The sequence below is a fragment of the Ideonella alba genome, assembly GCF_018069845.1.
Lineage (GTDB): Bacteria > Pseudomonadota > Gammaproteobacteria > Burkholderiales > Burkholderiaceae_C > Ideonella > Ideonella alba.
On record NZ_JAGQDD010000011.1, the window covers coordinates 73,193 to 94,393 of the forward strand.

20 protein-coding genes are annotated in these 21,201 nt (G+C 70.9%); 4 read left to right on the forward strand and 16 right to left on the reverse strand.

Annotated features, from left to right (window positions below):
- Window positions 1-24: 24 nt before the first annotated feature.
- The 9 genes from KAK03_RS15125 to KAK03_RS15165 form a co-directional block, all read right to left on the reverse strand.
- Window positions 25-693, reverse strand: coding sequence for a class II aldolase/adducin family protein (locus tag KAK03_RS15125; protein WP_210854836.1), 669 nt, complete (start codon window positions 691-693; stop codon window positions 25-27).
- Window positions 690-1,991 carry a 3-oxo-tetronate kinase gene (otnK, locus tag KAK03_RS15130; protein ID WP_210854838.1) on the reverse strand — a complete coding sequence of 434 codons (1,302 nt, stop codon included), beginning with the start codon at window positions 1,989-1,991 and terminating at the stop codon, window positions 690-692. Before otnK ends, KAK03_RS15125 begins: the two co-directional genes overlap by 4 nt.
- Window positions 1,992-2,005: 14 nt before the next feature.
- Window positions 2,006-3,010 carry a D-erythronate dehydrogenase gene (denD, locus tag KAK03_RS15135; RefSeq protein WP_210854840.1) on the reverse strand — a complete coding sequence of 335 codons (1,005 nt, stop codon included), beginning with the start codon at window positions 3,008-3,010 and terminating at the stop codon, window positions 2,006-2,008.
- Window position 3,011: 1 nt separating this feature from the next.
- Window positions 3,012-3,938 (reverse strand): L-threonate dehydrogenase, encoded by a 927-nt coding sequence (ltnD, locus tag KAK03_RS15140; protein WP_256441010.1) that lies wholly within the window; start codon window positions 3,936-3,938, stop codon window positions 3,012-3,014.
- Complete coding sequence (locus tag KAK03_RS15145; protein WP_210854847.1) at window positions 3,935-5,221, reverse strand: TRAP transporter large permease; 1,287 nt, start codon at window positions 5,219-5,221, stop codon at window positions 3,935-3,937. The genes ltnD and KAK03_RS15145 overlap by 4 nt, the downstream gene beginning before the upstream one ends.
- Before the next feature lie 2 nt (window positions 5,222-5,223).
- Entirely contained in the window at window positions 5,224-5,736 is a 513-nt protein-coding gene (locus KAK03_RS15150) for a TRAP transporter small permease (RefSeq protein ID WP_210854850.1), read from the reverse strand.
- A gap of 79 nt (window positions 5,737-5,815) precedes the next feature.
- The gene (locus KAK03_RS15155) at window positions 5,816-6,799 is read right to left on the reverse strand and encodes a TRAP transporter substrate-binding protein (RefSeq protein ID WP_210854853.1); all 984 of its coding nucleotides are present in this window, start codon (window positions 6,797-6,799) and stop codon (window positions 5,816-5,818) included.
- A gap of 198 nt (window positions 6,800-6,997) precedes the next feature.
- Complete coding sequence (locus KAK03_RS15160) at window positions 6,998-7,822, reverse strand: FadR/GntR family transcriptional regulator (RefSeq protein ID WP_247661187.1); 825 nt, start codon at window positions 7,820-7,822, stop codon at window positions 6,998-7,000.
- Between the two features lie 80 nt (window positions 7,823-7,902).
- Window positions 7,903-8,790: a LysR family transcriptional regulator gene (locus KAK03_RS15165; RefSeq protein ID WP_210854854.1), complete on the reverse strand. Its 888-nt coding sequence runs from the start codon at window positions 8,788-8,790 to the stop codon at window positions 7,903-7,905.
- A 103-nt stretch (window positions 8,791-8,893) separates the two neighbouring features.
- Here KAK03_RS15165 and KAK03_RS15170 point away from each other — a divergent pair, with 103 nt between their 5' ends.
- Genes KAK03_RS15170 through KAK03_RS15180 form a run of 3 tightly spaced genes read left to right on the forward strand, consistent with a single transcriptional unit; the run spans window position 8,894 to window position 11,279 of the window.
- Window positions 8,894-9,664, forward strand: coding sequence for a type 1 glutamine amidotransferase domain-containing protein (locus KAK03_RS15170; RefSeq protein ID WP_210854857.1), 771 nt, complete (start codon window positions 8,894-8,896; stop codon window positions 9,662-9,664).
- Window positions 9,665-9,681: 17 nt separating this feature from the next.
- Window positions 9,682-10,308, forward strand: coding sequence for an NADPH-dependent F420 reductase (locus KAK03_RS15175; protein ID WP_210854860.1), 627 nt, complete (start codon window positions 9,682-9,684; stop codon window positions 10,306-10,308).
- Window positions 10,305-11,279 carry a low temperature requirement protein A gene (locus KAK03_RS15180; RefSeq protein WP_210854863.1) on the forward strand — a complete coding sequence of 325 codons (975 nt, stop codon included), beginning with the start codon at window positions 10,305-10,307 and terminating at the stop codon, window positions 11,277-11,279. The genes KAK03_RS15175 and KAK03_RS15180 overlap by 4 nt, the downstream gene beginning before the upstream one ends.
- A 6-nt stretch (window positions 11,280-11,285) precedes the next feature.
- Here the strand turns inward: KAK03_RS15180 and KAK03_RS15185 are convergent, their stop codons facing one another.
- The 3 genes from KAK03_RS15185 to KAK03_RS25050 form a co-directional block, all read right to left on the reverse strand.
- On the reverse strand, window positions 11,286-11,543 hold the full coding sequence (locus tag KAK03_RS15185) for a hypothetical protein (RefSeq protein WP_210854866.1): 258 nt from the start codon (window positions 11,541-11,543) through the stop codon (window positions 11,286-11,288).
- 118 nt (window positions 11,544-11,661) lie between these two features.
- On the reverse strand, window positions 11,662-12,096 hold the full coding sequence (locus KAK03_RS25045) for an MmyB family transcriptional regulator (protein WP_310738620.1): 435 nt from the start codon (window positions 12,094-12,096) through the stop codon (window positions 11,662-11,664).
- Window positions 12,069-12,398, reverse strand: coding sequence for a helix-turn-helix domain-containing protein (locus KAK03_RS25050; protein ID WP_247661188.1), 330 nt, complete (start codon window positions 12,396-12,398; stop codon window positions 12,069-12,071). The genes KAK03_RS25045 and KAK03_RS25050 overlap by 28 nt, the downstream gene beginning before the upstream one ends.
- Before the next feature lie 109 nt (window positions 12,399-12,507).
- On the opposite strand from KAK03_RS25050, the gene KAK03_RS15195 reads away from it, so the two are divergent.
- On the forward strand, window positions 12,508-12,792 hold the full coding sequence (locus KAK03_RS15195; protein ID WP_210854868.1) for a DUF2834 domain-containing protein: 285 nt from the start codon (window positions 12,508-12,510) through the stop codon (window positions 12,790-12,792).
- On the opposite strand, the gene malQ is transcribed toward KAK03_RS15195, so the two are convergent.
- The 4 genes from malQ to KAK03_RS15215 are packed head-to-tail and all read right to left on the reverse strand — an operon-like array spanning window position 12,789 to window position 21,108.
- On the reverse strand, window positions 12,789-14,303 hold the full coding sequence (gene malQ / locus KAK03_RS15200) for a 4-alpha-glucanotransferase (RefSeq protein ID WP_210854870.1): 1,515 nt from the start codon (window positions 14,301-14,303) through the stop codon (window positions 12,789-12,791). The two genes, KAK03_RS15195 and malQ, sit on opposite strands and share 4 nt — an antisense overlap.
- 16 nt (window positions 14,304-14,319) lie before the next feature.
- On the reverse strand, window positions 14,320-16,425 hold the full coding sequence (gene glgX / locus KAK03_RS15205) for a glycogen debranching protein GlgX (RefSeq protein WP_210854871.1): 2,106 nt from the start codon (window positions 16,423-16,425) through the stop codon (window positions 14,320-14,322).
- Window positions 16,426-16,444: 19 nt separating this feature from the next.
- The gene (glgB, locus tag KAK03_RS15210) at window positions 16,445-18,634 is read right to left on the reverse strand and encodes a 1,4-alpha-glucan branching protein GlgB (protein ID WP_210854873.1); all 2,190 of its coding nucleotides are present in this window, start codon (window positions 18,632-18,634) and stop codon (window positions 16,445-16,447) included.
- A 14-nt stretch (window positions 18,635-18,648) separates the two neighbouring features.
- Window positions 18,649-21,108, reverse strand: coding sequence for a glycogen/starch/alpha-glucan phosphorylase (locus tag KAK03_RS15215; RefSeq protein ID WP_210854875.1), 2,460 nt, complete (start codon window positions 21,106-21,108; stop codon window positions 18,649-18,651).
- Between the last annotated feature and the right edge of the window lie 93 nt (window positions 21,109-21,201).

The window sequence follows — 21,201 nt, forward strand, 5'->3', positions numbered from 1 at the left end:
CGTCCTGTCGGGCAAGTGAAGGGTTCACCAGGCGGCGCCGAACTGCTGGCGCAACTCGTCGATCTGGTCTGGGGTCAGCGGTGCGGCGCCGGTCAGCAGCCAAAGCCTGGCGGTTTCCTCCAGCTCTTCCAGCACAGCGCTGGCCTCGGCCGGACTGCCGTGCCACACGGTGGGGCCCAGTCGCTCCAGCATGACGGCCCGAATCGGTATGCCGGCAGCCTGCATCCGCGTCATGCGCTGCGCCACCAACTCACCCACCACGGGGTCGCCCGGGCGGTGGTAGGGAATCATCGGCACATGACCGACCTTCATCACGAAGTAGGGCGTGATCGGCGGCAACAGATCGTCAGAGGTCGGTGTGTCAGCACCCCAGCGCGGCGCCAGCGACAGCGCGACCAGGTGGGTGGAATGGGTGTGGATCACGCAACCTGCCTGCGGGTCGGCGCCATAGATCCGGCGGTGCAGGGTCAGGGTCTTGGAGGCGCGGTCGCCCGCTGTCTGAACACCCTCTGCATTGACATGGGCCAGGCGCGCGGGATCCAGCGTGCCCAGGCAGGCGTCGGTCGGTGTGATCAGGTAGCCACCGTCCGGCAGGCGCACGCTGATGTTGCCCGCCGTCGCGTGTACATACCCGCGCGCGAACAGCGACTCGCCCACCCGGCAGATCTCGTCACGCAGTGCTGATTCGGTCATGGCTGCGATGCCAGTTGTGCGAAGGCCTTGGTGAAGAAGTCGGGACTGCCGAAGTTGCCTGACTTCAGCGCCATGTGCACCGGCTCGCCCGGGCACAGCGGCGTGTCCGCCGCTGTCCACGGGACGCCAGGGTCGATTTGCAGGCCGATCGTCATGCGCTGCACGCCCAGCGCCTGCACCACGGCGCCGGAGGTCTCGCCGCCAGCCACCAGCAGCTGGCGCACGCCGCGCTGCACCAGCCCGGCGGCGATGCGTGACAGCGCGTGCTCCACCATCTCACCAGCCCGGGCCACGCCCAAGCGCTCCTGCACCGCCCGGACTGCAGTCGGCTCGGCCGTGGCGTAAACGAGCACCGGGCCGGAAGCCAGCAGCGGCTCGGCCCAGGCCAGCGCCTGGGCGACTACATCCTCGCCCGCCGCCATCGCCAGCGGGTCGATGCCCAGGCTGGGGCGACCGCTGCGCCTGAACGCCAGCACCTGGGCGTTGGTGGCCACCGAGCAACTGCCCGAGACCACGGCCTGCCAACCCCGTGCCGGGGGCAAAGCGTCGGCCGGTGATGCGGCGGTCCGGCCTTGCAGCTGCGGCCAGTTCTGCGGCAGGCCAATGGCAATGCCGGAGCCGGCGGTGACCAGGGGCATGCCCGCCAGCGCCTGGCCGATCTGCATCAGATCCTGATGGCTGATGGCGTCAACCACCGCCACGCCCGCACCCTCGGCCTGCAGGCAGGTGAAACGATCACGGATCGCCTGCGGACCGGCGACCACGACGTCATGGGCCACCAGTCCTACCTGGCGGCGGGTCTGCGACTGCATCACGCGCACCAGGTTGGCGTCGGTCATCGGGGTGAGCGGATGGTGGCGCATGCCGCTGTCGGACAGCAGCGCGTCACCCACGAAGAGGTGGCCCTTGAACACCGTGCGCTGATTCTCCGGAAAGGCGGGGCAGGCGATCGTGAAGCCCCGACCCGCGCCGTGCAGCGCGTCCATCAGCGCCTCGGTGACCGGACCGATGTTGCCCTCGGCGGTGGAGTCGAAGGTGGAGCAGTACTTGAAGTAGATCTGCTGCACGCCCTGCGCCTGCAGCCAGCGCAGCGCCGCCAGCGACTGCGCCACCGCGTCAGCGGCCGGCACGGTGCGCGACTTGAGCGCCACGACCAGGGCGTCGGCCTGCAGCTGCACATCGCCTTGCGGCACGCCGATGGTCTGCACGCAGCGCATGCCGGCGCGAACCAGGTTGTTGGCCAGGTCGGTGGCCCCGGTGAAGTCGTCGGCGATGCAGCCGAGCAAGGGGAGGCTCATGGGTGTCTCTCAGCTCAGGGCCACTGGACGGCGGATCGGTTCTCGCGCACGTACTGGGCCAGAAGTTCGTCCACGCTGGCGTCGGGCGACAGACCCAGCGCGTGGGCGCGGGCGGTGTCGAAGCGGCTGGGCCAGGCGCTGACGATCGCGCCGATGCGCGCGTCAGGCACCCAGTCCAGCAGCGCCAACGCCGCCGGGCCGGCCAGGCGGCCCAGGGCCCCGGCGATCTCACCAACGGTGGTGCTCAGTGCCGGCAGGTTCAGGGCGGTGCGGGGACCCCAGTCCCGGTGCGAGCAGGTCAGCGCGGCCAGCAGGCCGGCGATGGTGTTGCCAGGCGAGGCCAGGGCCACCGCGGTGTGCGGAGGCACCGGAACGCTCGCGCGCAAACCAGCCAGGGGCTCGCGCACCATGCCACTGAGGAAACCCGAGGCGGCGCCATTGGGCCGCCCCGGGCGGATCGCCACCGTCATCAGCCGAAGCGTGCGCGCCCGGACCAGCCCGCGCCGGCCGTAGTCGGCGACCAACTGCTCGCCGATGAACTTCTGGACGCCGTAGCTGCCCTGCGGCACGGGCAGGGTGTCGTCGCGGATCAGCGCGGGCAGCGGCTGACCGGGCTCGCCGCCGAACACCGCCACCGAGCTGGCATAGACGAACAGCGGCGCATGGCCCGCCGCCCGCGCCGCCTGCAGCAGTGCGCGGGTGGTGTCGATGTTGCTGCGCAGACCCAGGTCCAGATCGCGCTCGCAGTCGCCGCTGACCGCCGCGGCCAGATGCACCACCGCATCCTTGCCGCGCAAGCTCAGCGTGCCGCTGTCCAGCAGGTCCAGCAGATCACCGCTCAGCACCCGCACCCGTGGGTCCTCGCACAGGTCCGCCGGCGGCGGCACCTGGTCGGTCAACCACAGCTCGGTCAGGCCGCACGGCTCGTCACCTCCCCAGGCCAGCTGGGGCGACGCCAGCAGCTCGCGCGCCAGCCTCGCCCCCAGAAAGCCGGCGCCACCGGTGATCAGCAGACGCATCTCAGGCTCCGGCCGCGCCGGGTGGCAGCGTGATGCCCGGGAAGATCTTGATCACCGCGGCATCGTCCTCGCGGGCGTAGCCCGCCGTTGAGGCCTGCATGAACATCTGGTGCGCGGTGGCAGACAGCGGCAGCGGAAACTTGGTGGCGCGTGCCGTGTCAAGCACCAGGCCCAGGTCCTTGACGAAGATGTCCACGGCGGAGAGCGGCGTGTAGTCGCCAGCCAGCACATGGGCCATGCGGTTCTCGAACATCCAGCTGTTGCCCGCGCTGTGGGTGATGACGTCGTAGAGGTCTTCGGCCTTCACGCCCTCTCGCAGGCCCAGGGCCATGGCTTCAGCGGCCGCGGCGATGTGCACGCCCGCCAGCAGCTGGTTGATGATCTTGACCTTGCTGCCGTTGCCTGCACGCTCGCCCAGCCGGTAGACCTTGGCCGCCATCGCCTCCAGAGCGCCGCCGGCCTTGGCGTAGGCCGCTGGCGTGCCGGCCGTCATCATCGTCATCTCGCCCGAAGCGGCCTTGGCCGCGCCGCCGGAGATCGGCGCGTCCAGGTACAGCACACCCTGCGCGGCCAGGCGTGCCTCGAGCTGCACCGACCAGTTCGGGTCGACGGTCGAGCACATGATGAACAGGCTGCCTGGCTTCATGTTCACGGCGGCGCCGCCGTCACCGAACAGCACGGCCTCCGTCTGCGCGGCATTGACCACCACACTGACGATCACCTCGCACTGCGCCGCCAGTTCGGCCGGGCTGCCACAGGCCACGCCGCCCTCGGCGGCAAACGCCTGGGCGGCCTCCGCGCGGACATCGCAGACATGCACCCTCCAGCCTGCGCGCCGCAGGGAGGCGGCCATGCCGCGGCCCATGGCGCCCAGGCCGATCACACCGATGCTCTTATCACTCATGGGGTTCGGTCGTTCTTGGTTCATTGGAAGCCCAGCGCGTGCGGCGCCCAGGTGCTCAGGCCCGGCCAAAAGGTCAGCAGCGCCAGGATCACCGCATGCGCCACCAGGAAGGGCTTGAGCTCGCGGGTCAGCGCAGCAAGGGGTACCTTGGACACATTGGAGGTGACGAACAGCAGCCCCCCCACGGGTGGCGTGATCATCCCCAGCGTGAGGTTGAAGATCACCACCATCGCGAAGTGGATCGGGTCGATGCCCAACTTGGCGGCCACCGGCGCCAGGATGGGCACCAGCACCATCACACCAGGCAGCGGCTCGATGAAGATGCCGAAGATCAGCAGGAAGATGTTCACCGCGATCAGGAAGCCCATCGCGCTGAGCTGCTGAGCCGCCATCCATTCGGCCAGCGTCAGCGGCAGACCGTCGACAGTCAACACCCAGGCGAAGGCGTTGGACATGCCGATGATGATCAGCACCGACGCTGTCAGCAACGAGGAGCGCGACAGGATGTCGGGCAGCGCCTCCCAGCGCAGCGTGCGGTAGATCCACTTGCCACACACCAGCGCGTAGAACACCGCCACCACCGAAGCCTCGGTGGGGGTGAACCAGCCCGCCCGCATGCCGCCCAGGATGATCACCGGCAGCATCAGTGCAGGCAGCGCGCGCCAGGTGGTCTGCAGCTTGTCCTGCCAGGTGGCGACATCCTCGTCGCCACGGTAGTTGCGCTGGGTGGAGACGCGCCAGTTGACGGCCGCCATGCCGGCGGCGATCAGCAGCCCGGGAATGAAGCCCGCGACGAACAGTGCACCCACCGACACGCGCTCGTCCTGCAGCGCGTAGATGATCATGATGATCGACGGTGGAATGATGGGCCCGACGATCGCGGTGGCGGCGGTCAGCGCGGCGGCGTAGGCGCGGTCGTAACCGGCCTTGTCCATCATGCGGATCATCATCGAGCCCGGACCGGCCGCATCGGCCAGCGCCGAGCCCGAAATGCCCGAGAAGAAAGTCAGCGAGACCACATTGGTATAGCCCAGCCCGCCTCGGCGGTGGCCGACGAACTGCGCGGCGAATTTCAGCAGCACCTCTGTCAGCGAGCCACCGCTCATCAGCTCGGCCGCCAGGATGAAGAAGGGCACTGCCATCAGCGGGAAGCTGTCGACGCCCTCGTAGGTCTGCTTCAGCATCGCGATCAGCGGGAAGTCGCTGCCCAGCATCACGGCGCACAGGGTGGACACCCCCAGCGCGAAGGCCACGGGCATGCCGATCGCCAGCAGTCCGCAGGCGCTCAGCAACAGGATCAGGCTCATGCTCATAGGGAAGCGCTCGCGTTGGCGTCAAAGTGGTCGTCGGCCGCCATGCGACGTTCGCCGACATAGCCGCGCAGCACCAGCGCCAGATGCAGCGCCAGCAGCAGCCCGCCGACCGGGATGGCGGCGTAGACCCAGGACATCGAGATCTGGGTGGTGGGTGTCATCTGGTACTGCGCACGCTCCACATAGAGCAGACCGAACCAGACCATGAAGCCGAAGAAGGCGAACAGCATCGAGGCGATCAGCGCACGCAGCGCTACCGCGGCGCGTGGCGGCAGTGCATCCTGCAGGTTCTCAACCGCGATGTGCCCGCCGTAGCGCAGCACCGGACCCGCCCCCAGAAAGGTGAGCCACACCATCAAGTAGCGCGCCACTTCCTCGGCCCATTCGATGGACTCGCTGGTGGTGTAGCGCAGCACCACGTTGGCAAAGATGATGACGGCCATGGCCGCCAGCAGCAGCACCAGGGCGCCACGGTTGAGCCGCATCAGGGCGTTCTCGAAGGTCTGCATGGCAGTAGCCTCGGACAGGGTTCGGGGAGGCGCCCGCCGGTTCCTGCGCGCAGTGCGGCGGAACCGGCAGGGCACGGACTCACTTGATCGCCTGGATGGCGGCGATGCGCTCGGCGCCGAACTCCTTGGCGTAGTTCACATAGGCGGGCTTGGTGGCGTCCCGGAAGCTGGCGCTGTTGACCTGCCGGACGACCTGCATGCCTTCCTTTTCGAGCTGCGCAATGCCGTTGGCCTCGTCATCGTTGACCTTCTTGCGGGTAGCGGCGACGCTGGCCTTGGCGGCGTCGGAGAAGACCTTCTTGTCGGCGTCGCTGAGCTTGTTCCAGACCCGCGGCGAGGTCAGCAGCAAAGCAGGCGAGTAGACATGGCCTGTCAGCGACAGGTGCTTCTGCACCTGGGAGAACTTGGACGCCAGGATCACCGGGATCGGGTTCTCCTGGCCGTCGACCACGCCCTGCTGCAGCGCGCCGAAGACCTCGGGGAAGGCCATTGGGGTGGGCAGGATGCCGAAGGTCCGGTAGCCCTCCATGTGCACCTTGTTCTCCATCGTGCGCATCTTCAGGCCGGCGGCATCGGCAGCGTTGACGATGGGGCGCTTGTTGTTCGTCATGTGGCGAAAGCCGTTCTCGCTCCAGGCCAGCGCGACCAGGCCATGGGCCGGGAACCGGGTCAGCATCTCCTGACCGATCGGGCCGTCCAGCGTCTTGCGTGCATGGTCATAGTCGCGGAACAGGAAGGGCACATCGACGACCTTGATTTCGGGCACGAAGTTGCCGACCGGGCCGGTGGAGGTGAGCACGAAATCCTGCGTACCGAGTTGCACCGCCTCGATCTCCTCGCGCTCGCCGCCCAAAGAGCTGGCCGGGTAGACCTGGCACTTGTAGCGCCCGGCCGTGCCCTTCTCGATCTCTTCACAGAACTTGACCGCGCCGACGTCGTAATGCGAGCCCTTGGCCAGCACGTGGCCGAGCTTCAGGACGGTCTGTGCCGAGGCGGGGATCGCGGCGATCAGCAGGGCGGCGCCCAGGACGGGCGCGAGCCGCAGGAGGGAACGCTTGGACATCGGGGTCTCCTTCTGGATGGATTCGAGGCGCAACCCGATTGCTGTCATGTCGTCAGGTTGTCATACAAATATTAGGAGATCGCGCGATGGTCTGGCGAGCGGGTTTTCCCTTGGCGTTCGGTGGCGCGGTGGTGGCGCGGCGGTGGCCGGCGGGACACACAGAGCGGCGGTGGCGGCAGCGCGACTGCCGCCGAAGTGTCAGCGTCGGCGCGACGCAGCCGCTGGCTGGGGCTGGCCCAGTTCGGCACGCAGGCGGTCGGCCAATTGCTGGCCATGACGCGCCCAGAATGCCGGGTCGGCCTGGCCGATGCGGCGCGCCGCATTGACCATGTGTGCCGCGCCGGCCTGGCGCGCCGCGGCCACGTCGCCTGCATCGATGGCGGCGACGATGGCGCTGTGCTCCCGGTGCACCTCGGCTTCGAGGTCGGCGCGGGTGGCCTCGTTGGCCCGGGTGACGCGCGTGGCGTCCAGAAGGAAACGATTCAGGTAGGCCAGCGTGGCCAGCAGGAAGGGATTGCGCGAGGCCTGGGCGATCGCGGTATGGAAGGCCACATCCTCCTGCACACCATCGCCGCCCTGGCGCACGGCCTTGGCCAGGGCCTGCAGGGCCTGCCTGATCTGCTTGACCGACTGGGGCGTGCGGCGCGCCGCGGCGAGCGCGGCCGATTCGGCCTCCAGTGCGCGGCGCACCTCGACCATCTGGATCACCGCGTCGAGCGATCCGTCGGGCTCGAACGCCAGTTGCGACAGCGCCTGCGGCGAGGCGGTCTTGATGTAGGCTCCCGACCCCTGGCGGGATTCGATCAGCCCCAGCGTCTTGAGCCGTGAGAGGGCTTCGCGCACCACCGTGCGGCTGACGCCGAAACGCTCCACCAGCGCCTGCTCGGTTGGCAGCTTCTGGCCAGCGCTGAGTTGACCGTCGCGGATGCTGAGCGCCAGCGCGTCGGCCAACTGCTCCGACAGACGGGCGCCCACGCGCAGGGCTGGCATATTGCCGAAGGGCTGGTCAGCAGTGGTGGGCATGGTGGGAGCGGCCTGGAGGCTGTATGACAACAATATAAACCTTGTGGACAGGCTTCCCACCCGTGGCGGAGACACTGCGTTCAGACCGGCCCGCCAAACTGCTGCGCCGCCAGGTCGATGAAGGCCCTCACCTTGGGCGTCAGGTAGCGCGCACTGGCGAATACCGCGTGCACCGGCACCTCGGGCGCCGCCCAGTCGGGCAGCACGCGCTGCAGCAGCGCGCGCTGGCCGTCCGGCTCGGCCACGCGGCGCGGCAGCAGGCCGATGCCCAGACCACGCTGCAGCGCCTCGCGCGCGGCCAGGCTGGTGTTGACGCGCAGGCGCGGCTGCAGCTTGACGCGGTGGCTGTCGTCGCCGCGCGTCAGCATCCACTGGCCCTGCGGCGCGGCGCCTGCATACACCACCTGCGCGTGCTGCACCAGCGCGGCCGGGCTGTCTGGCCGACCCTGCCGGCGCAGGTAGGCGGCCGACGCATACAGGCCGTAGTCCAGCGCCCCCAGGCGGCGTGCGGCCAGCGACGAGTCGGCCAGCGGGCCCACGCGCACCGCCAGGTCGAAGCCTTCGTGGACGATGTCGACCACGCGGTTGGTGTAGTCGGCCTCGACCTGCACCTGCGGGTAGGTGGCCAGGTACTCGGCGATCCAGCCGCCCACCGCCACCAGACCGAACTCCACCCCGCAGGTCAGGCGCAGCGTGCCCTGCGGCTCGCCGCGGATGCGCTGCATCGCCTGGCGCGCCTCGTCGACCGAGCCCAGGATGGCGTGGGCACGCTCGAAGAACTCGCGCCCGGCCTCGGTCAGCGACAGCGAGCGCGTGCTGCGCTCCAGCAGGCGCACGCCCAGTTCGCGCTCCAGATCGCTGACCACGCGCGACAGGCGCGCCTTGTGCGTCTGCAGCGCATCGGCCGCGCGGGTGAAGCTGCCGGTCTGGACCACCTTGACGAAGGCTTGCAGCGAGGAGAGGTCCATTGTTGCCCCGTGTGTCAACAGTACGTCTCATTGTGATGGATTGATAGCCACGCCGCCAGCGACCAGACTGCCAGCCATCGCATCCACCGACCAGGAGACCCCGATGAGCCTGCAGGACCCCAATGTGCTGAACCCCCAGCGCCGCCAGCGCGTGGCGATGGTGATCGCCAACCCCGCGGTGTCCACCACCACCGGCTGGCCGGTCGGCTTCTGGTGGAGCGAGCTGACCCACCCGTACCACGCCTTCGTCGAGGTGGGTTACGAGGTCGAGGTCTTCAGCCCGATGGGCGGCGCCTGCACCGCTGACGCGATGAGCGACCCCAACGACCCCAGCGGCTACAGCCAGACCGACCTGATCAGCCAGGGCTTCCTCCACACGCCCAAGCTCAAGGCGCTGGTCGAGCAGACCCGGCCGGTGGCCGAGATCGACATCGCGGCCTTCGACGCCATCGTCGTGGCCGGTGGCCAGGCGCCGATGTTCAGCTTCGAGGGCGCGACCGAGCTGCACCGGGTGTTTGCCGCCTTCTTCGAGGCCGGCAAGGTGGCCGCCGCGCTGTGCCACGGCAGCGCGATTCTGGCCTATGCCCGTGACAGCCGCGGCGAGTACATCGCCAAGGGCCGCACCGTCACCGGCTTTGCCAACATCGAGGAAGACTTCGCCGACAACGCCGTGTGGTCCTACGGCCTGCTGCCGCGCGACAAGCATGTGATGCCCTGGCGCATCGAGGACCGCCTGAAGGCCCTGGGCGCCAATTACGTGCAGGCAGGCCTGTGGCGCAGCTTCGCGGTGCGCGACGGCAACCTGATCACCGGCCAGCAGAACTTCTCGGGCGGCGAGACCGCGCGCCTGGTGATCGAGGCCCTGGGCCGCTGAACCGGCAGGAGACGACGATGACAATCAGCATCCTCGGCGCCGGCAACGTCGGCATGGCCCTGGCCCGTGCGCTGCTGCGCGCCGGCCAGCCGGTGACCCTGGGCGTGCCCGAACCCGCCCGCTACGCCGATGCGGTGGCGGCGCTGGGGCCGCAGGCGCGCCTCACCGGCAGCGCCGCGGCCATTGACAGCGGCGGCCTGGTGATCCTGGCCGTGCCCTATGCCGCCGCGCTGGCCATCGCGGCCGAGCGGGCGGACTGGCAGGGCCGCGTGCTGGTGGACGCCACCAACCCGCTGGCACCGGGGCTGTCGGGCCTGAGCCTGGGCACCACCACCAGCGGCGCCGAGCAGATCGCCGCGCGGGCCCGCGGCGCCCGCGTGGTCAAGGCCTTCAACACCACCGGCGCCGAGAACATGGCCGACAGCCATTACGCACAGGGCGCGCCGATGATGCCGGTGGCCGGCGACGACGCCGCCGCGCGCCAGCAGGTGCTGGCGCTGGCCACGCTGATCGGCTTCGACGCCGTGGACATGGGCCCGCTCAGTGCCGCCCGCTACCTGGAGCCCCTGGCGATGGTGTGGATCCACCTGGCGTTCAAGCAGGGCCAGGGGCGGCAGTTTGCCTTTGCGCGGATGAGCCGATGAGCCACCAGCCCGATGCATCCGACGCCCTGCCCCCGCTGGTGCATGCGCGCAAGGCCACCTGGTTCGAACTGTTCTTCGACCTGGTGTTCGTGGTGGCGGTGGCGCAGCTCTCGGGCCACTACGCCCACCACTTCGATGCGGTCGGCGCTGCCGGCAGTGCGCTGCTGCTGATGGCGATGTGGTGGTGCTGGCTGGGCCACACCTTCCATGCCACGCGCTTCGACCAGCAGCGAGCCGACCAGCGCCGGCTGGGCCTGGCGCAGATCCTGGCCGTCTGCGTGATCGCCTACGGCGTCAGCGATGCCTTCGGCGAGCGGGCCGCCGGCTTCGCGCTGGGAATGGCAGCCTTCAAGGCCCTGCTGGTCGTGGCCTACCTGGCCGAGCGGCGCTGGCGCGGCGCGCAGGGCCTGATCCGTGCCTATGGCGGGCTGTACGGGCTGCAGGCGCTGCTGTGGGCGGTCTCGGCGGCGCTGCCGCCGATGCCGCGCCTGGCGCTGTGGGGGCTGGCACTGGCGCTGGACATGGCCTCGCCGTGGTGGGTGGCGCGCTACACCGCCGCGGTGCCGCCGCACCCCGAGCACCTGCCCGAGCGCTTCGGCCTGTTCACGATCATCCTGCTGGGCGAGGGCATGGCCTCGGTGGTGCATGCGCTGGACCATGGGCCGGCGCTGCACGGCACGGCCGTGGCGGCGGCGCTGCTGGGCGCGGCGCTGGCCTTCCTGACCTGGCTGGGCTACTTCGAGGTGACGCGCGCCCACGACGAGCGCGTGGTCGACGGCGCGGCCGGCGGCCGCCAGCTGCGGCGGTGGGCCTATGGCCATGTGCCGATCTACCTGGGCGTCTTCTGCCTGGCCGCCGGCACCGTGGCACTGGCGGGCGACGCGCCCTGGACGCCGGCGCAGTGGCTGCTGTTCGTCAGCGGCGTGGCGCTGATCCCGCTGGGGCTGGCGCTGCTGCGCCGGGCCCGCTGATGCGGCTCAGTGGCGCACGCGCGCCAGCCGCTGGTGGTCGATCACCGCGGCGTGGTCCTGCTCGTCAAGCAGCAGGCCGGCGGCGATCACGCCCAGGTCGCGTTCGTCGCGGCTGCGCGCCTGGCTCCAGGTCTGCACCGCCAGGCGAAGACGCTGGTTGTAGTCGGTCACCGTGGTGGGCGCGGGCTGACCGGGGCCGGTCAGTGCCTCGAAAAGGCGCTGGTCGACGGCCGACAGCCGGATGGAGTGCTTGTGGCGGAGCATGGTCTCACCTTCGCATGAATCGCATGCCCGCACTATCGGCGCAAATGCCGACTGACTGAGGCGAAACAACGGGCCAAAGCCGGCACTGGACCGCCGATGCGCCGATCTGGTGCGCCCCTCAGCCGTGCAACAGCGCCGCCGTCGCGGCATCGGCCGCCCACAGGTGCTCGATGCGCAGCGACGCCAGCGTCACATCCAGCGGTGCCCCGAAGCTGCTGAACATCGAGAACAGCCGCAGTTCGCCCGCACTGGAGCGCAGCCGGGTCAGCAGCAGCGGGGTGTGGGCGGTGGGCATCGGCCAGTCGGGCAGGTCGGCCGACAGGTGCTGCAGCCGCGCCGCCAGCGCCGGCAGGTGCTGGGCCTCGCGCCGCGCGCGGTGCAGCACCTCGCCGCAGGTCTCGGCCTCGTTGAGCAGCCGGCTGCGCAGGCCCTGCGGGCCCAGCATCCAGTCCAGCAGGTTCAGCGGACCCTCGGGCAGCGAGAGCTCCAGCAGCGCCAGCAGGCGCTGCACGCCGGCGTTGGCCATCAGCAGGTTCCACTCGGCGTCCAGCACCAGCGCCGGCGGGCTGCCGGGGCGTGCAGCATCTGCCGCACCGCATCCAGTGCCGGGGCCAGCTGGGGCGCGTCCAGCGCGTGCTGGGTGTAGGCCGGCGCCAGGCCGGCGGCCAGCAGCGCGGCATTGCGCTCGGCCAGCGGTGCGTCCAGCGCATCCAGCAGGGCCAGCAGCGTGGCGCGGGTGGGGCGGGCGCGCCCGGTCTCGATGCAGCTCAGGTGGCGCTGGGACACACCGGCGCGCAGGCCCAGCTCCATCTGGCTGACGCGCCGCTCGCGGCGCAGGGCGGTGAGGGGGTGCATGGGCGCGAGCATAGGCCAGCCGGGTGATGGTGCCGATGACCTGGCAGGTCATTGCGGCGGTGCGCTGGCGGGCCGACAGTGGCGGACATCCCAACCCAAGGAGCCGGTCATGTCCCCCCTCAAGCCCATCCTGTGGATCGTCACCGCGGCCTTCGGCGCCTTCTCGCTGTGGGTCATGGCCCAGGTGGGCTACCTGGGCATCTGGCGCGAGGGCTTCGCCGGCCCGGGCAGCACGCAGATCACGATCGACCTGGTGCTGGCCTGCGGCGTGGCCCTGGGCTACGTCGTGCCCGAATGCCGCGCGCAGGGCCGCCCCGCCTGGCCCTGGGTGGCGCTGACGCTGGTGGGCGGCTCGCTGGGCCTGCTGGCCTACCTGCTGTGGCGTCGACCCTAAGCCGGCAGTTTCAGCAGCTCGAACGGGCCGCGGCCGGCCGCCGCGGTGATCAGGCCCAGCACGCGGGCCGGCTCGGGGCCCAGCATCTCCCAGCCGAAGCGCCAGCTCCAGTTGTGGTCGCCCAGGCTGCCCGGCAGGTTCATGCGGTGCTCGGGGCCCAGACCCAGCACGTCCTGCAGCGGAAACACCGCCAGGTTGGACACCGAGTTGGCGGCGGCGCGGATCATGCCCCAGTGGATGTCGTGCTCGCCGCAGGCCATGTAGCAGCAGGCGTACTCGCGCTCGCGCGGCGTGGCCGTGGCCCACCAGCCGCGCACCGTGTCGTTGTCGTGGGTGCCGGTGTAGACCACGGTGTTGGGGTCGTAGTTGTGCGGCAGGAACTCGTGCGTGCCGTCGTCGCCAAAGGCGAACTGGACGATCTTCATGCGCGGAAAGCCGGTGGCTTCGAGCAGTTCGATCACGTCGGGCGTCACCAGGCCCAGGTCCTCGGCAATGATCGGCAGCGGGCCCAGCGCGCGCTCGATGGCCTCGAACAGGGCCTTGCCCGGACCGGGCTTCCAGGTGCCCTCCACCGCGGTGGGGCAGCTGGCCGGGATCTCGTAGTAGCCGGCGAAGCCGCGGAAGTGGTCGATGCGGAACACATCGGCCTGGTCCATCGCACGGCGGATGCGCGCGCTCCACCAGGCGAAGTCCTCCTTCTTCATCTTCTCCCAGCGGTACAGCGGATTGCCCCAGCGCTGGCCCAGCGCGGTGAAGACATCGGGCGGCACGCCGGCCACCACGGTGGGCTGGCACTGCTCGTCGAGGTAGTACAGCTCGGGGCGGGCCCAGCAGTCGGCGCTGTGGTGGGCGATGAAGATCGGCAGGTCGCCCATCAGGTGCACGTCGCGTGCATTGGCATAGGCCTTGAGCGCCGCGGCCTGGGTGTCGAAGCACCACTGCACCCAGGCCCAGAAGCCGATCTCGGCGGCGTGCTGCGCCCGCGCGGCGGCCAGCGGCTTCTTCAGGCGGCGGCGCAGGCCGTCGTCCCAGGTCCACCAGGGCTGGCCGCCGTGCGCCGTCTCCAGTGCCATGAACAGCGTGTAGTCGTCCAGCCAATGGGCCTGGGCGGCCTGCCACTCGGCCAGGGCGGCGCGGTCGCTGGCCAGCGCCTGGCGCTCGAAACCGGCGAAGGCTTCGCGCAGGCGGTCCATGCGCCACGGCACGATGCGGCCGAAGTCGACGCGGCTGGCGTCGAAGTCAGGCACCGTGTCCAGGCGCAGCCAGCCGCGCTCCACCAGCGGCTCCAGCGCCACCATCAGCGGGCTGCCGGCGAAGGCCGACACGCTCTGGTAGGGCGAGTTTCCCGGGCCGATCGGCGTGGTCGGCAGCCACTGCCACAGGCGCTGGCCGGCGCTGGCCAGCCAGTCGACGAAGCGGTAGGCGTCGGGGCCGAAGTCGCCGATGCCGTGCGGGCCGGGCAGCGAGGTCACATGCAGCAGCACGCCGCTGGCGCGTTGGTTCAGGTTCATGGGTCGTGTGTCTCCGTCAATCAAGGCTGCGCAGCACGACCAGCGCATGCGCAGGCACCATCAGCGGCGCACCGCGCGGCGGCTCCAGGCCGCGCAGCAGTTCGCCGCAAGAGTCCAGCGCCACCTGCCAGCGCCCGGGGGGCAGCGTGAAGCGGGTGGGCAGGATGTCGGGGTTGAAGGCCAGCATCAGCCGGCGCTCGTCGGCGGGCGCATCGGCGCCGGGCAGGATCTTGCAGGCGAAGGCGTGGCTGTGGCTGTCGTGCCAGTCGGCCACCTGCATCTCGTGGCCATTGGGGGTGAACCACATCAGGCTGCGCTCGCCGGCCGCCGCTGGCGCGTGCTGGAACCAGCGGTCGTGGTGCAGCGCTGGTTCACTGCGGCGCAGCGCGATCAGGTCGGCCACCACCTGGGTCAGCGCGTCATCGGCGCGTGTCCAGTCGTGCCAGGTCAAGGGGCTGTCGTGGCAGTAGGCGTTGTTGTTGCCCTGCTGGGTGCGGCCGGCCTCGTCGCCGCCGCCGAGCATCGGCGTGCCCTGGGCCAGCAGCAGCGTGGCCAGCATCGCACGCTGCACCCGGCCGCGCAGCGCGATCACCGCCGGGTCCTCGCTCGGACCTTCGGGGCCGAAGGGGGCGCAGGGTTCGCCGTCACGGCCGTCGCGGTTGTCCTCGCCGTTGGCCTGGTTGTGCTTGCCGGCGTAGCTGACCACATCGGCCAGCGTGAAGCCGTCGTGTGCGGTGATGAAGTTGACACTGGCGCTGGGGCTGCGCTGGCCGTGGTGGAACAGATCGGACGAGGCGGTGAAGCGCCGCGCCAGCTCGCCCCGGCGCACGCTGCGGTCCAGCCAGTAGCGGCGCACGGTGTCGCGGAACTTGTCGTTCCACTCCAGGAAGCGGCCGGGAAAGCGGCCCAGCTGGTAGCCGCCCCAGCCGGCATCCCAGGGCTCGGCGATCAGGTGCACCTGGGCCAGCAGCGGGTCCTGGCGCAGCGCGGTGAAGAACGCGGCCTGCGGGTCGAAGCCGTGGCGGCCACGGCCCAGCACCGGCGCCAGGTCAAAGCGGAAGCCATCCACCCCATAGGCCTCGACCCAGTGGCGCAGGCTATCGAGCACGAACTGCGTGACGCGCGGGTGCGACAGGTTCAGCGTGTTGCCGCACCCGGTGTGGTTCTCGCAGTGGCTAGCATCGTCGGCGCGCAGCAGGTACCAGGCGGCGTGGTCCAGGCCGCGCCAGCTGATCGTGGGGCCGGCCTCGCTGCCCTCGGGCGTGTGGTTGTAGACCACGTCGAGTACCACCTCCAGCCCAGCCTCGTGCAGCGCATGGACCATGGTGCGGAACTCCTCGCGCACCAGCGCCGGGTCGTGGCGCGCGGCGGCGCTGGCCAGGCGTGGCTCGGGGGCGAAGAAGCCCACCGTGTTGTAGCCCCAGTAGTTGGTGGCGCCGCGCTCGGCCAGGTGGGACTCGTCCAGGCGCTGCTGCACCGGCAGCAGGCTCAGCGTGGTCACGCCCAGGCGCCGGAAATGGGCAATGCTGGCCGGGTGGGCCAGCGCCGCGTAGCTGCCACGCAGCGCCGGCGGAATGGCCGGGTGCTGCTGGCTGAAGCCCTTGACATGCACCTCGTAGAGCACCAGGTCGGCGGCCGCGGTGCGCGGCGCATTGGCGCGGCCGGGCGCCGGGCCGATGGCCTCGGGCACGCGGGCCTTCAGCGCGGTGACGGCGTTGTCGCGGCGGTCGAAGCTGCGCGGCCCCTCGGGGTGGCCCACCTCGTAGCCGTGGTGCTCGTCGGACCAGTGGAAGTGGCCGACGATCTCGCGCGCACAGGGATCGAGCAGCAGCTTGTGCGGGTTGAAGCGGTGGCCCTGTTCGGGCTGGTAGGGGCCGTGCGCGCGCAGGCCGTAGACCAGGCCCGGCCCGACGCCGGGCAGGAAGCCGTGGAAGACCTGGTCGTGCGGCCCATGCAGCCGGTAGCGCTTGAGCTCGCGCGTGCCGCTGGCGTCGAACACGCACAGCTCGATCGCCTCGGCGTGCTGCGAGAACACGGCGACGTTCACGCCGCCATCGCGCGCCAGCGCGCCCATCGGCTCGGGGCGGCCAGGCTGCACCTGGGTGGGGAGATGCACGTTCATGCGCAGCGTCGTGCAAGCCTCATGCCGGCAGCAGGACCAGCGTGGCCAGCGGCGGCAGCGTCAAGCTGATCGAGCGGGCGCGGCCCTGCGCCGGCTGGTCCTGCACCGCCAGCGCCTGACCGCCGTTGCCCAGGTCGCTGCCGCCATAGACGGCGGCGTCGCTGTTGAGCGCCTCGCGCCAGGCGCCAGCGCCGCCCGTCACGCCCAGTCGGAAGCCCGGCCGCGGCACCGGCGTGAAGTTGCACACCACGAGGGCCTCGCGGCCCTGGCCATCGCGGCGCACCCAGGCGAACACCGACAGCTCGCGCTCGTCCACCACCAGCCATTCGAAGCCGGCGCCATCGCAATCCAGCGCATGCAGCGCCGGCTGTTCGCGGTAGAGGCGGTTGAGGTCGGCCACCCAGCGCTGGATGCCGGCGTGGCGCGGCTGGGCCAGCAGGCCCCAGGGCAGCTCGGCGTCGTGGTTCCACTCGGTGGGCTGGCCGAACTCCTGGCCCATGAACAGCAGCTTCTTGCCAGGGTGGCCCCACATGAAGCCGTAGTAGGCGCGCAGGTTGGCGGCCTGCTGCCAGGCGTCGCCCGGCATCTTGGTCAGCAGCGAGCCCTTGCCGTGCACCACCTCGTCGTGCGAGAGCGCCAGCACGAAGTGCTCGCTGAACGCGTAGACCAGGCCGAAGCTCATCTTGTCGTGGTGCCAGCGCCGGTTCACCGGGTCTTCGCGCAGGTAGGCCAGGGTGTCGTGCATCCAGCCCATGTTCCACTTGTAGTGGAAGCCCAGGCCGCCGTCGAAGGTGGGCGCCGACACCTTGGGGAAGGCGGTGGACTCCTCGGCGAACAGCAGCGCGCCGGGCGCTTCCTGGCCCAGCACCTCGGCGGTGCGGCGCAGCAGCGCGATCGCCTCCAGGTTCTCGCGGCCGCCGTGCAGGTTGGGCACCCATTCACCCGCCGGGCGGCTGTAGTCGCGGTAGAGCATCGAGGCCACCGCGTCGACCCGCAGGCCGTCGATGCCATAGCGCTCGACCCAGTACAGCGCGCTGCCGACCAGGAAGTTGCGCACCTCCACCCGGCCGAAGTTGTAGATCAGCGTGTTCCAGTCGCGGTGGAAGCCTTCGCGCGGGTCGGCGTACTCGTAGAGGGCGCTGCCGTCGAACTGCGCCAGGCCGTGGGCGTCGGTGGGAAAGTGCGCTGGCACCCAGTCAAGCACCACGCCCAGGCCATGCGCGTGGCAGGCGTCGACGAAGCGCTGAAACGCTTCGGGGCCGCCAAAGCGTGCGGTGGGCGCGTACAGGCCCAGGGTCTGGTAGCCCCAGCTGCCGTCGAACGGATGCTCGGAGATGGGCAGCAGCTCGATGTGGGTGAAGCCCAGCCCGGCCACGTAGCCGGGCAGCGCGGCGGCCAGCTCGTCCCAGTCGTGCCAGCGGCCATCAGGGTGGCGGCGCCAGCTGCCGGCGTGCAGCTCATAGACGCTGATCGGCTGGCCGCGGGTGTCGGCCACCTGGCGCTCGGGCGCGCGCTCGCGCCGCGGCGGCAGCGCGGCAACCACGCTGGCGGTGCCGGGGCGCAGCTCGGCGGCGCGCGCATACGGGTCGGCCTTGAGCGGCAGCACCTGGCCGGCGGCACCGAGGATCTCGAACTTGTAGCGGTCGCCCACGCCGGCCGCGGGGATGAACAGCTCCCAGACGCCCGAGCTGCCGCGCGAGCGCATCGGGTGGCGGCGGCCATCCCAGGCGTTGAAGTCGCCCACCACGCTGACGCGGCGCGCGTTGGGCGCCCAGACCGCAAAGCGGGTGCCCGCCAATGCGTGCGGCCCCTCGCCCAGTGTCAGCGGCAACGCACCCAGCATCTCGAAGGGGCGCAGGTGGGTGCCTTCGGCGAAGAAATGCAGGTCGGCGTCACCCAGCAGCGGGCCGATCGCATACGGATCGGCCAGGACGCTGCTGCCGCCATGGTCCCAGGTGATGCGCAGGCGGTAATCGAAGCGCTGCCGGCGCCGGGGCACCGGGCCCTCGAACAGCGGCGTGCCGCCGCGGGCGGCCAGCGTGGCCACGCGCTGGCCGGTGCCCACCGCCACCACCTCCACCGCCACCGCGCCTGGCAGCAGCGCGCGCACCCACAGCCGCCCGTCGGCGTCGGCGTGCAGGCCCAGCACGGCGAAGGGGTCGGGGTGTTCGGCGCGCAGCAGCGCCTGGGCGTCGTGGTCGGTGAGCATGGTGGGGTGTGTCCTCAGCGGGCCGGGGGAGCCCAGACCTCGCGCAGATAGTCGCCGATGGTACGGTCGCTGCTGAACCCCCCCATGCCGGCGATGTTGCGCAGGGCGCTGGCGGCCCAGGCCGCCGGGTCGCGCCACAGCGCATCGACGCGCGCCTGGGCCTGCAGGTAGCTGTCGAAATCGGCCATCAGCAGGTAGGGGTCATGCTGCAGCAGCGGCTGCAGCAGCTCGCGGTGGCGCTGCGGGTCGCCATGCGCAAAGCTGCCATGGGCGATGGCGTCGATCACCTGCTGCAGCACACGGCTGCCCTCGATGTACAGGCGCGGGTCGTAGCCCAGCGCCTTGATGCGGGCCGCCTCGTCGGCGCGCAGGCCGAAGACGAACATTTCGTCGACGCCCATCGCCTCGGCCATCTCGATGTCGGCGCCGTCCCAGGTGCCCACGGTCAGCGCCCCATTGAGCGCGAACTTCATGTTGCCGGTGCCGCTGGCCTCGGTGCCGGCGGTGCTGATCTGCTCGGACAGGTCGGCCGCCGGGATGATCAACTCGGCCAGGCTGACGCTGTAGTTGGGCAGGAAGACCAGCTTGAGCCGGTCGCCCACGCGCGGGTCGGTGTTGACCACCCGCGCCACGTCGTGGATCAGCGCGATCACGCCCTTGGCGGCACGGTAGGCCGAGGCCGCCTTGCCGGCGAACACCACCACCCGCGGCACCCAGTCGGCGCCGGGGTCGGCGACGATGGCCTGGTAGCGCGCGATCACCTGCAGCAGGTTCAGCAACTGGCGCTTGTACTCGTGGATGCGCTTGACCTGGACGTCGAACAGCGCGTCCTCGCGCACCACCAGGCCCAGCTCCTCGCGGATATGCGCCGCCAGGCGCGCCTTGGCGGCACGCTTGACGCGCAGGAACTCGGCGCCGATGCGCTTGCCGCCGGCCTTGGCGCGCAGCGCGCCCAGCGCCGACAGGTCCTGGCGCCATTCGGCTCCGATGTGCTTGTCCAGCAGCCCGGCCAGGCCGGGGTTGGCCTGCACCAGCCAGCGCCGCGGCGTCACGCCATTGGTCACGTTGAGGAAGCGCTCGGGCCACAGCTGCGCATAGTCGGCGAACAGCGTGTCGACCATCAGCTGCGAGTGCAGTGCCGAGACCCCATTGACCTTGTGCGAGGCCACCACCGCCAGCGCCGCCATGCGCAGCCGGCGCTCGCCACCGTGGTGGGACTGGCCTTCGTCGAACAGCGACATGCGCGCGACGCGCGCCTCGTCGCCGGGGAAGCGCGCGCGCACCTCGTCCAGGAAGCGGTGGTTGATCTCGTAGGCGATCGCCAGGTGACGCGGCAGCAGGCGCTCGACCAGATCCAGCGGCCAGGTCTCCAGCGCCTCGGGCATCAGGGTGTGGTTGGTGTAGCTGGTGGCCTGGTGGGTGGCCTGCCAGGCGGCGTCCCAGTCCAGGCCGTGCTCGTCAAGCAGCAGGCGCATCAGCTCCAGCGGCGCGAGCGCGGGGTGGGTGTCGTTCAGGTGCACCACATTGGCGCGGCCGACCTGGTGGATGTCGCCGCCTTCGCGCAGATGGCGCGCCAGCAGGTCCTGCAGCGAGGCGCTGACCAGCAGGAACTCCTGGCGCAGCCGCAGCTCGCGGCCGGCAGGCGTGCTGTCATCGGGGTACAGCACCCAGTTCAGGCGCTCGGCGGCCAGACGCTGCTGGCCGGCCTGGGCGTGGTCGCCGCGGCTGAAGGCGGTCAGGTCGATCGGCTGCGCGGCCTCGGCCTGCCACTGGCGCAGGGTGCTGACGCGCTCGGTGCCATGGCCCGGCACGATGAAGTCGATCGCCTGCGCCGCCACCGTCTCGGCCGGCTCCCAGCGGTGCTGGCCGCCCTCGAAGCGCACATGGCCGCCGAAGCCCACGGTGTAGCGCAGCTCGGGACGCGGCAGCTCCCAGGGGCTGCCCGCCTCGAGCCAGGTGTCGGGGCGCTCGATCTGGCGGCCGTCCTGGATGGCCTGGGCGAACATGCCGTGGCGGTAGCGCAGGCCATAGCCGAAGGACGGCAGGCCCAGCGTGGCGAAGCTGTCCAGGAAACACGCGGCCAGGCGGCCCAGGCCGCCGTTGCCCAGCGCGGCGTCGGGCTCATGCTCAAGCACCTCGCCCAGCGGCGGCGCGCCCTCGGGCAGGGCCGCCTGGGCGGCGTCCTGCAGGTCCAGCGCCTGCAGCGCATTGCCCAGCGCGCGCCCCATGAGGAACTCCATCGACAGGTAGTGCACCCGGCGGGTGCGGCCGCGGCGGGTATCGGCACGCTGGGTGGCGGCCCAGCGCTCGGCCAGCAGTTCGCGGGCGGCACTGGCCAGCGCGGTCCAGCAGGCATCGCCCGCGGGCGCGTCGCTGCGCTGCGCCAGCGCGCGGCGGGCCAGCGCAGGCAGTTCGGAGCGCTGCGGCGCGGTGCGCCCAGCGGCGCGGGTGGCGGGACGGGTGGCAGTGGTCATCACGATCCTCCAGGCAGGGATGGCGCCAGGACCGCGGTGCGGCCGCCATCGGCGCGATGGAGCCAAGTATCACCAATTTCCGCCCGTTTGTGT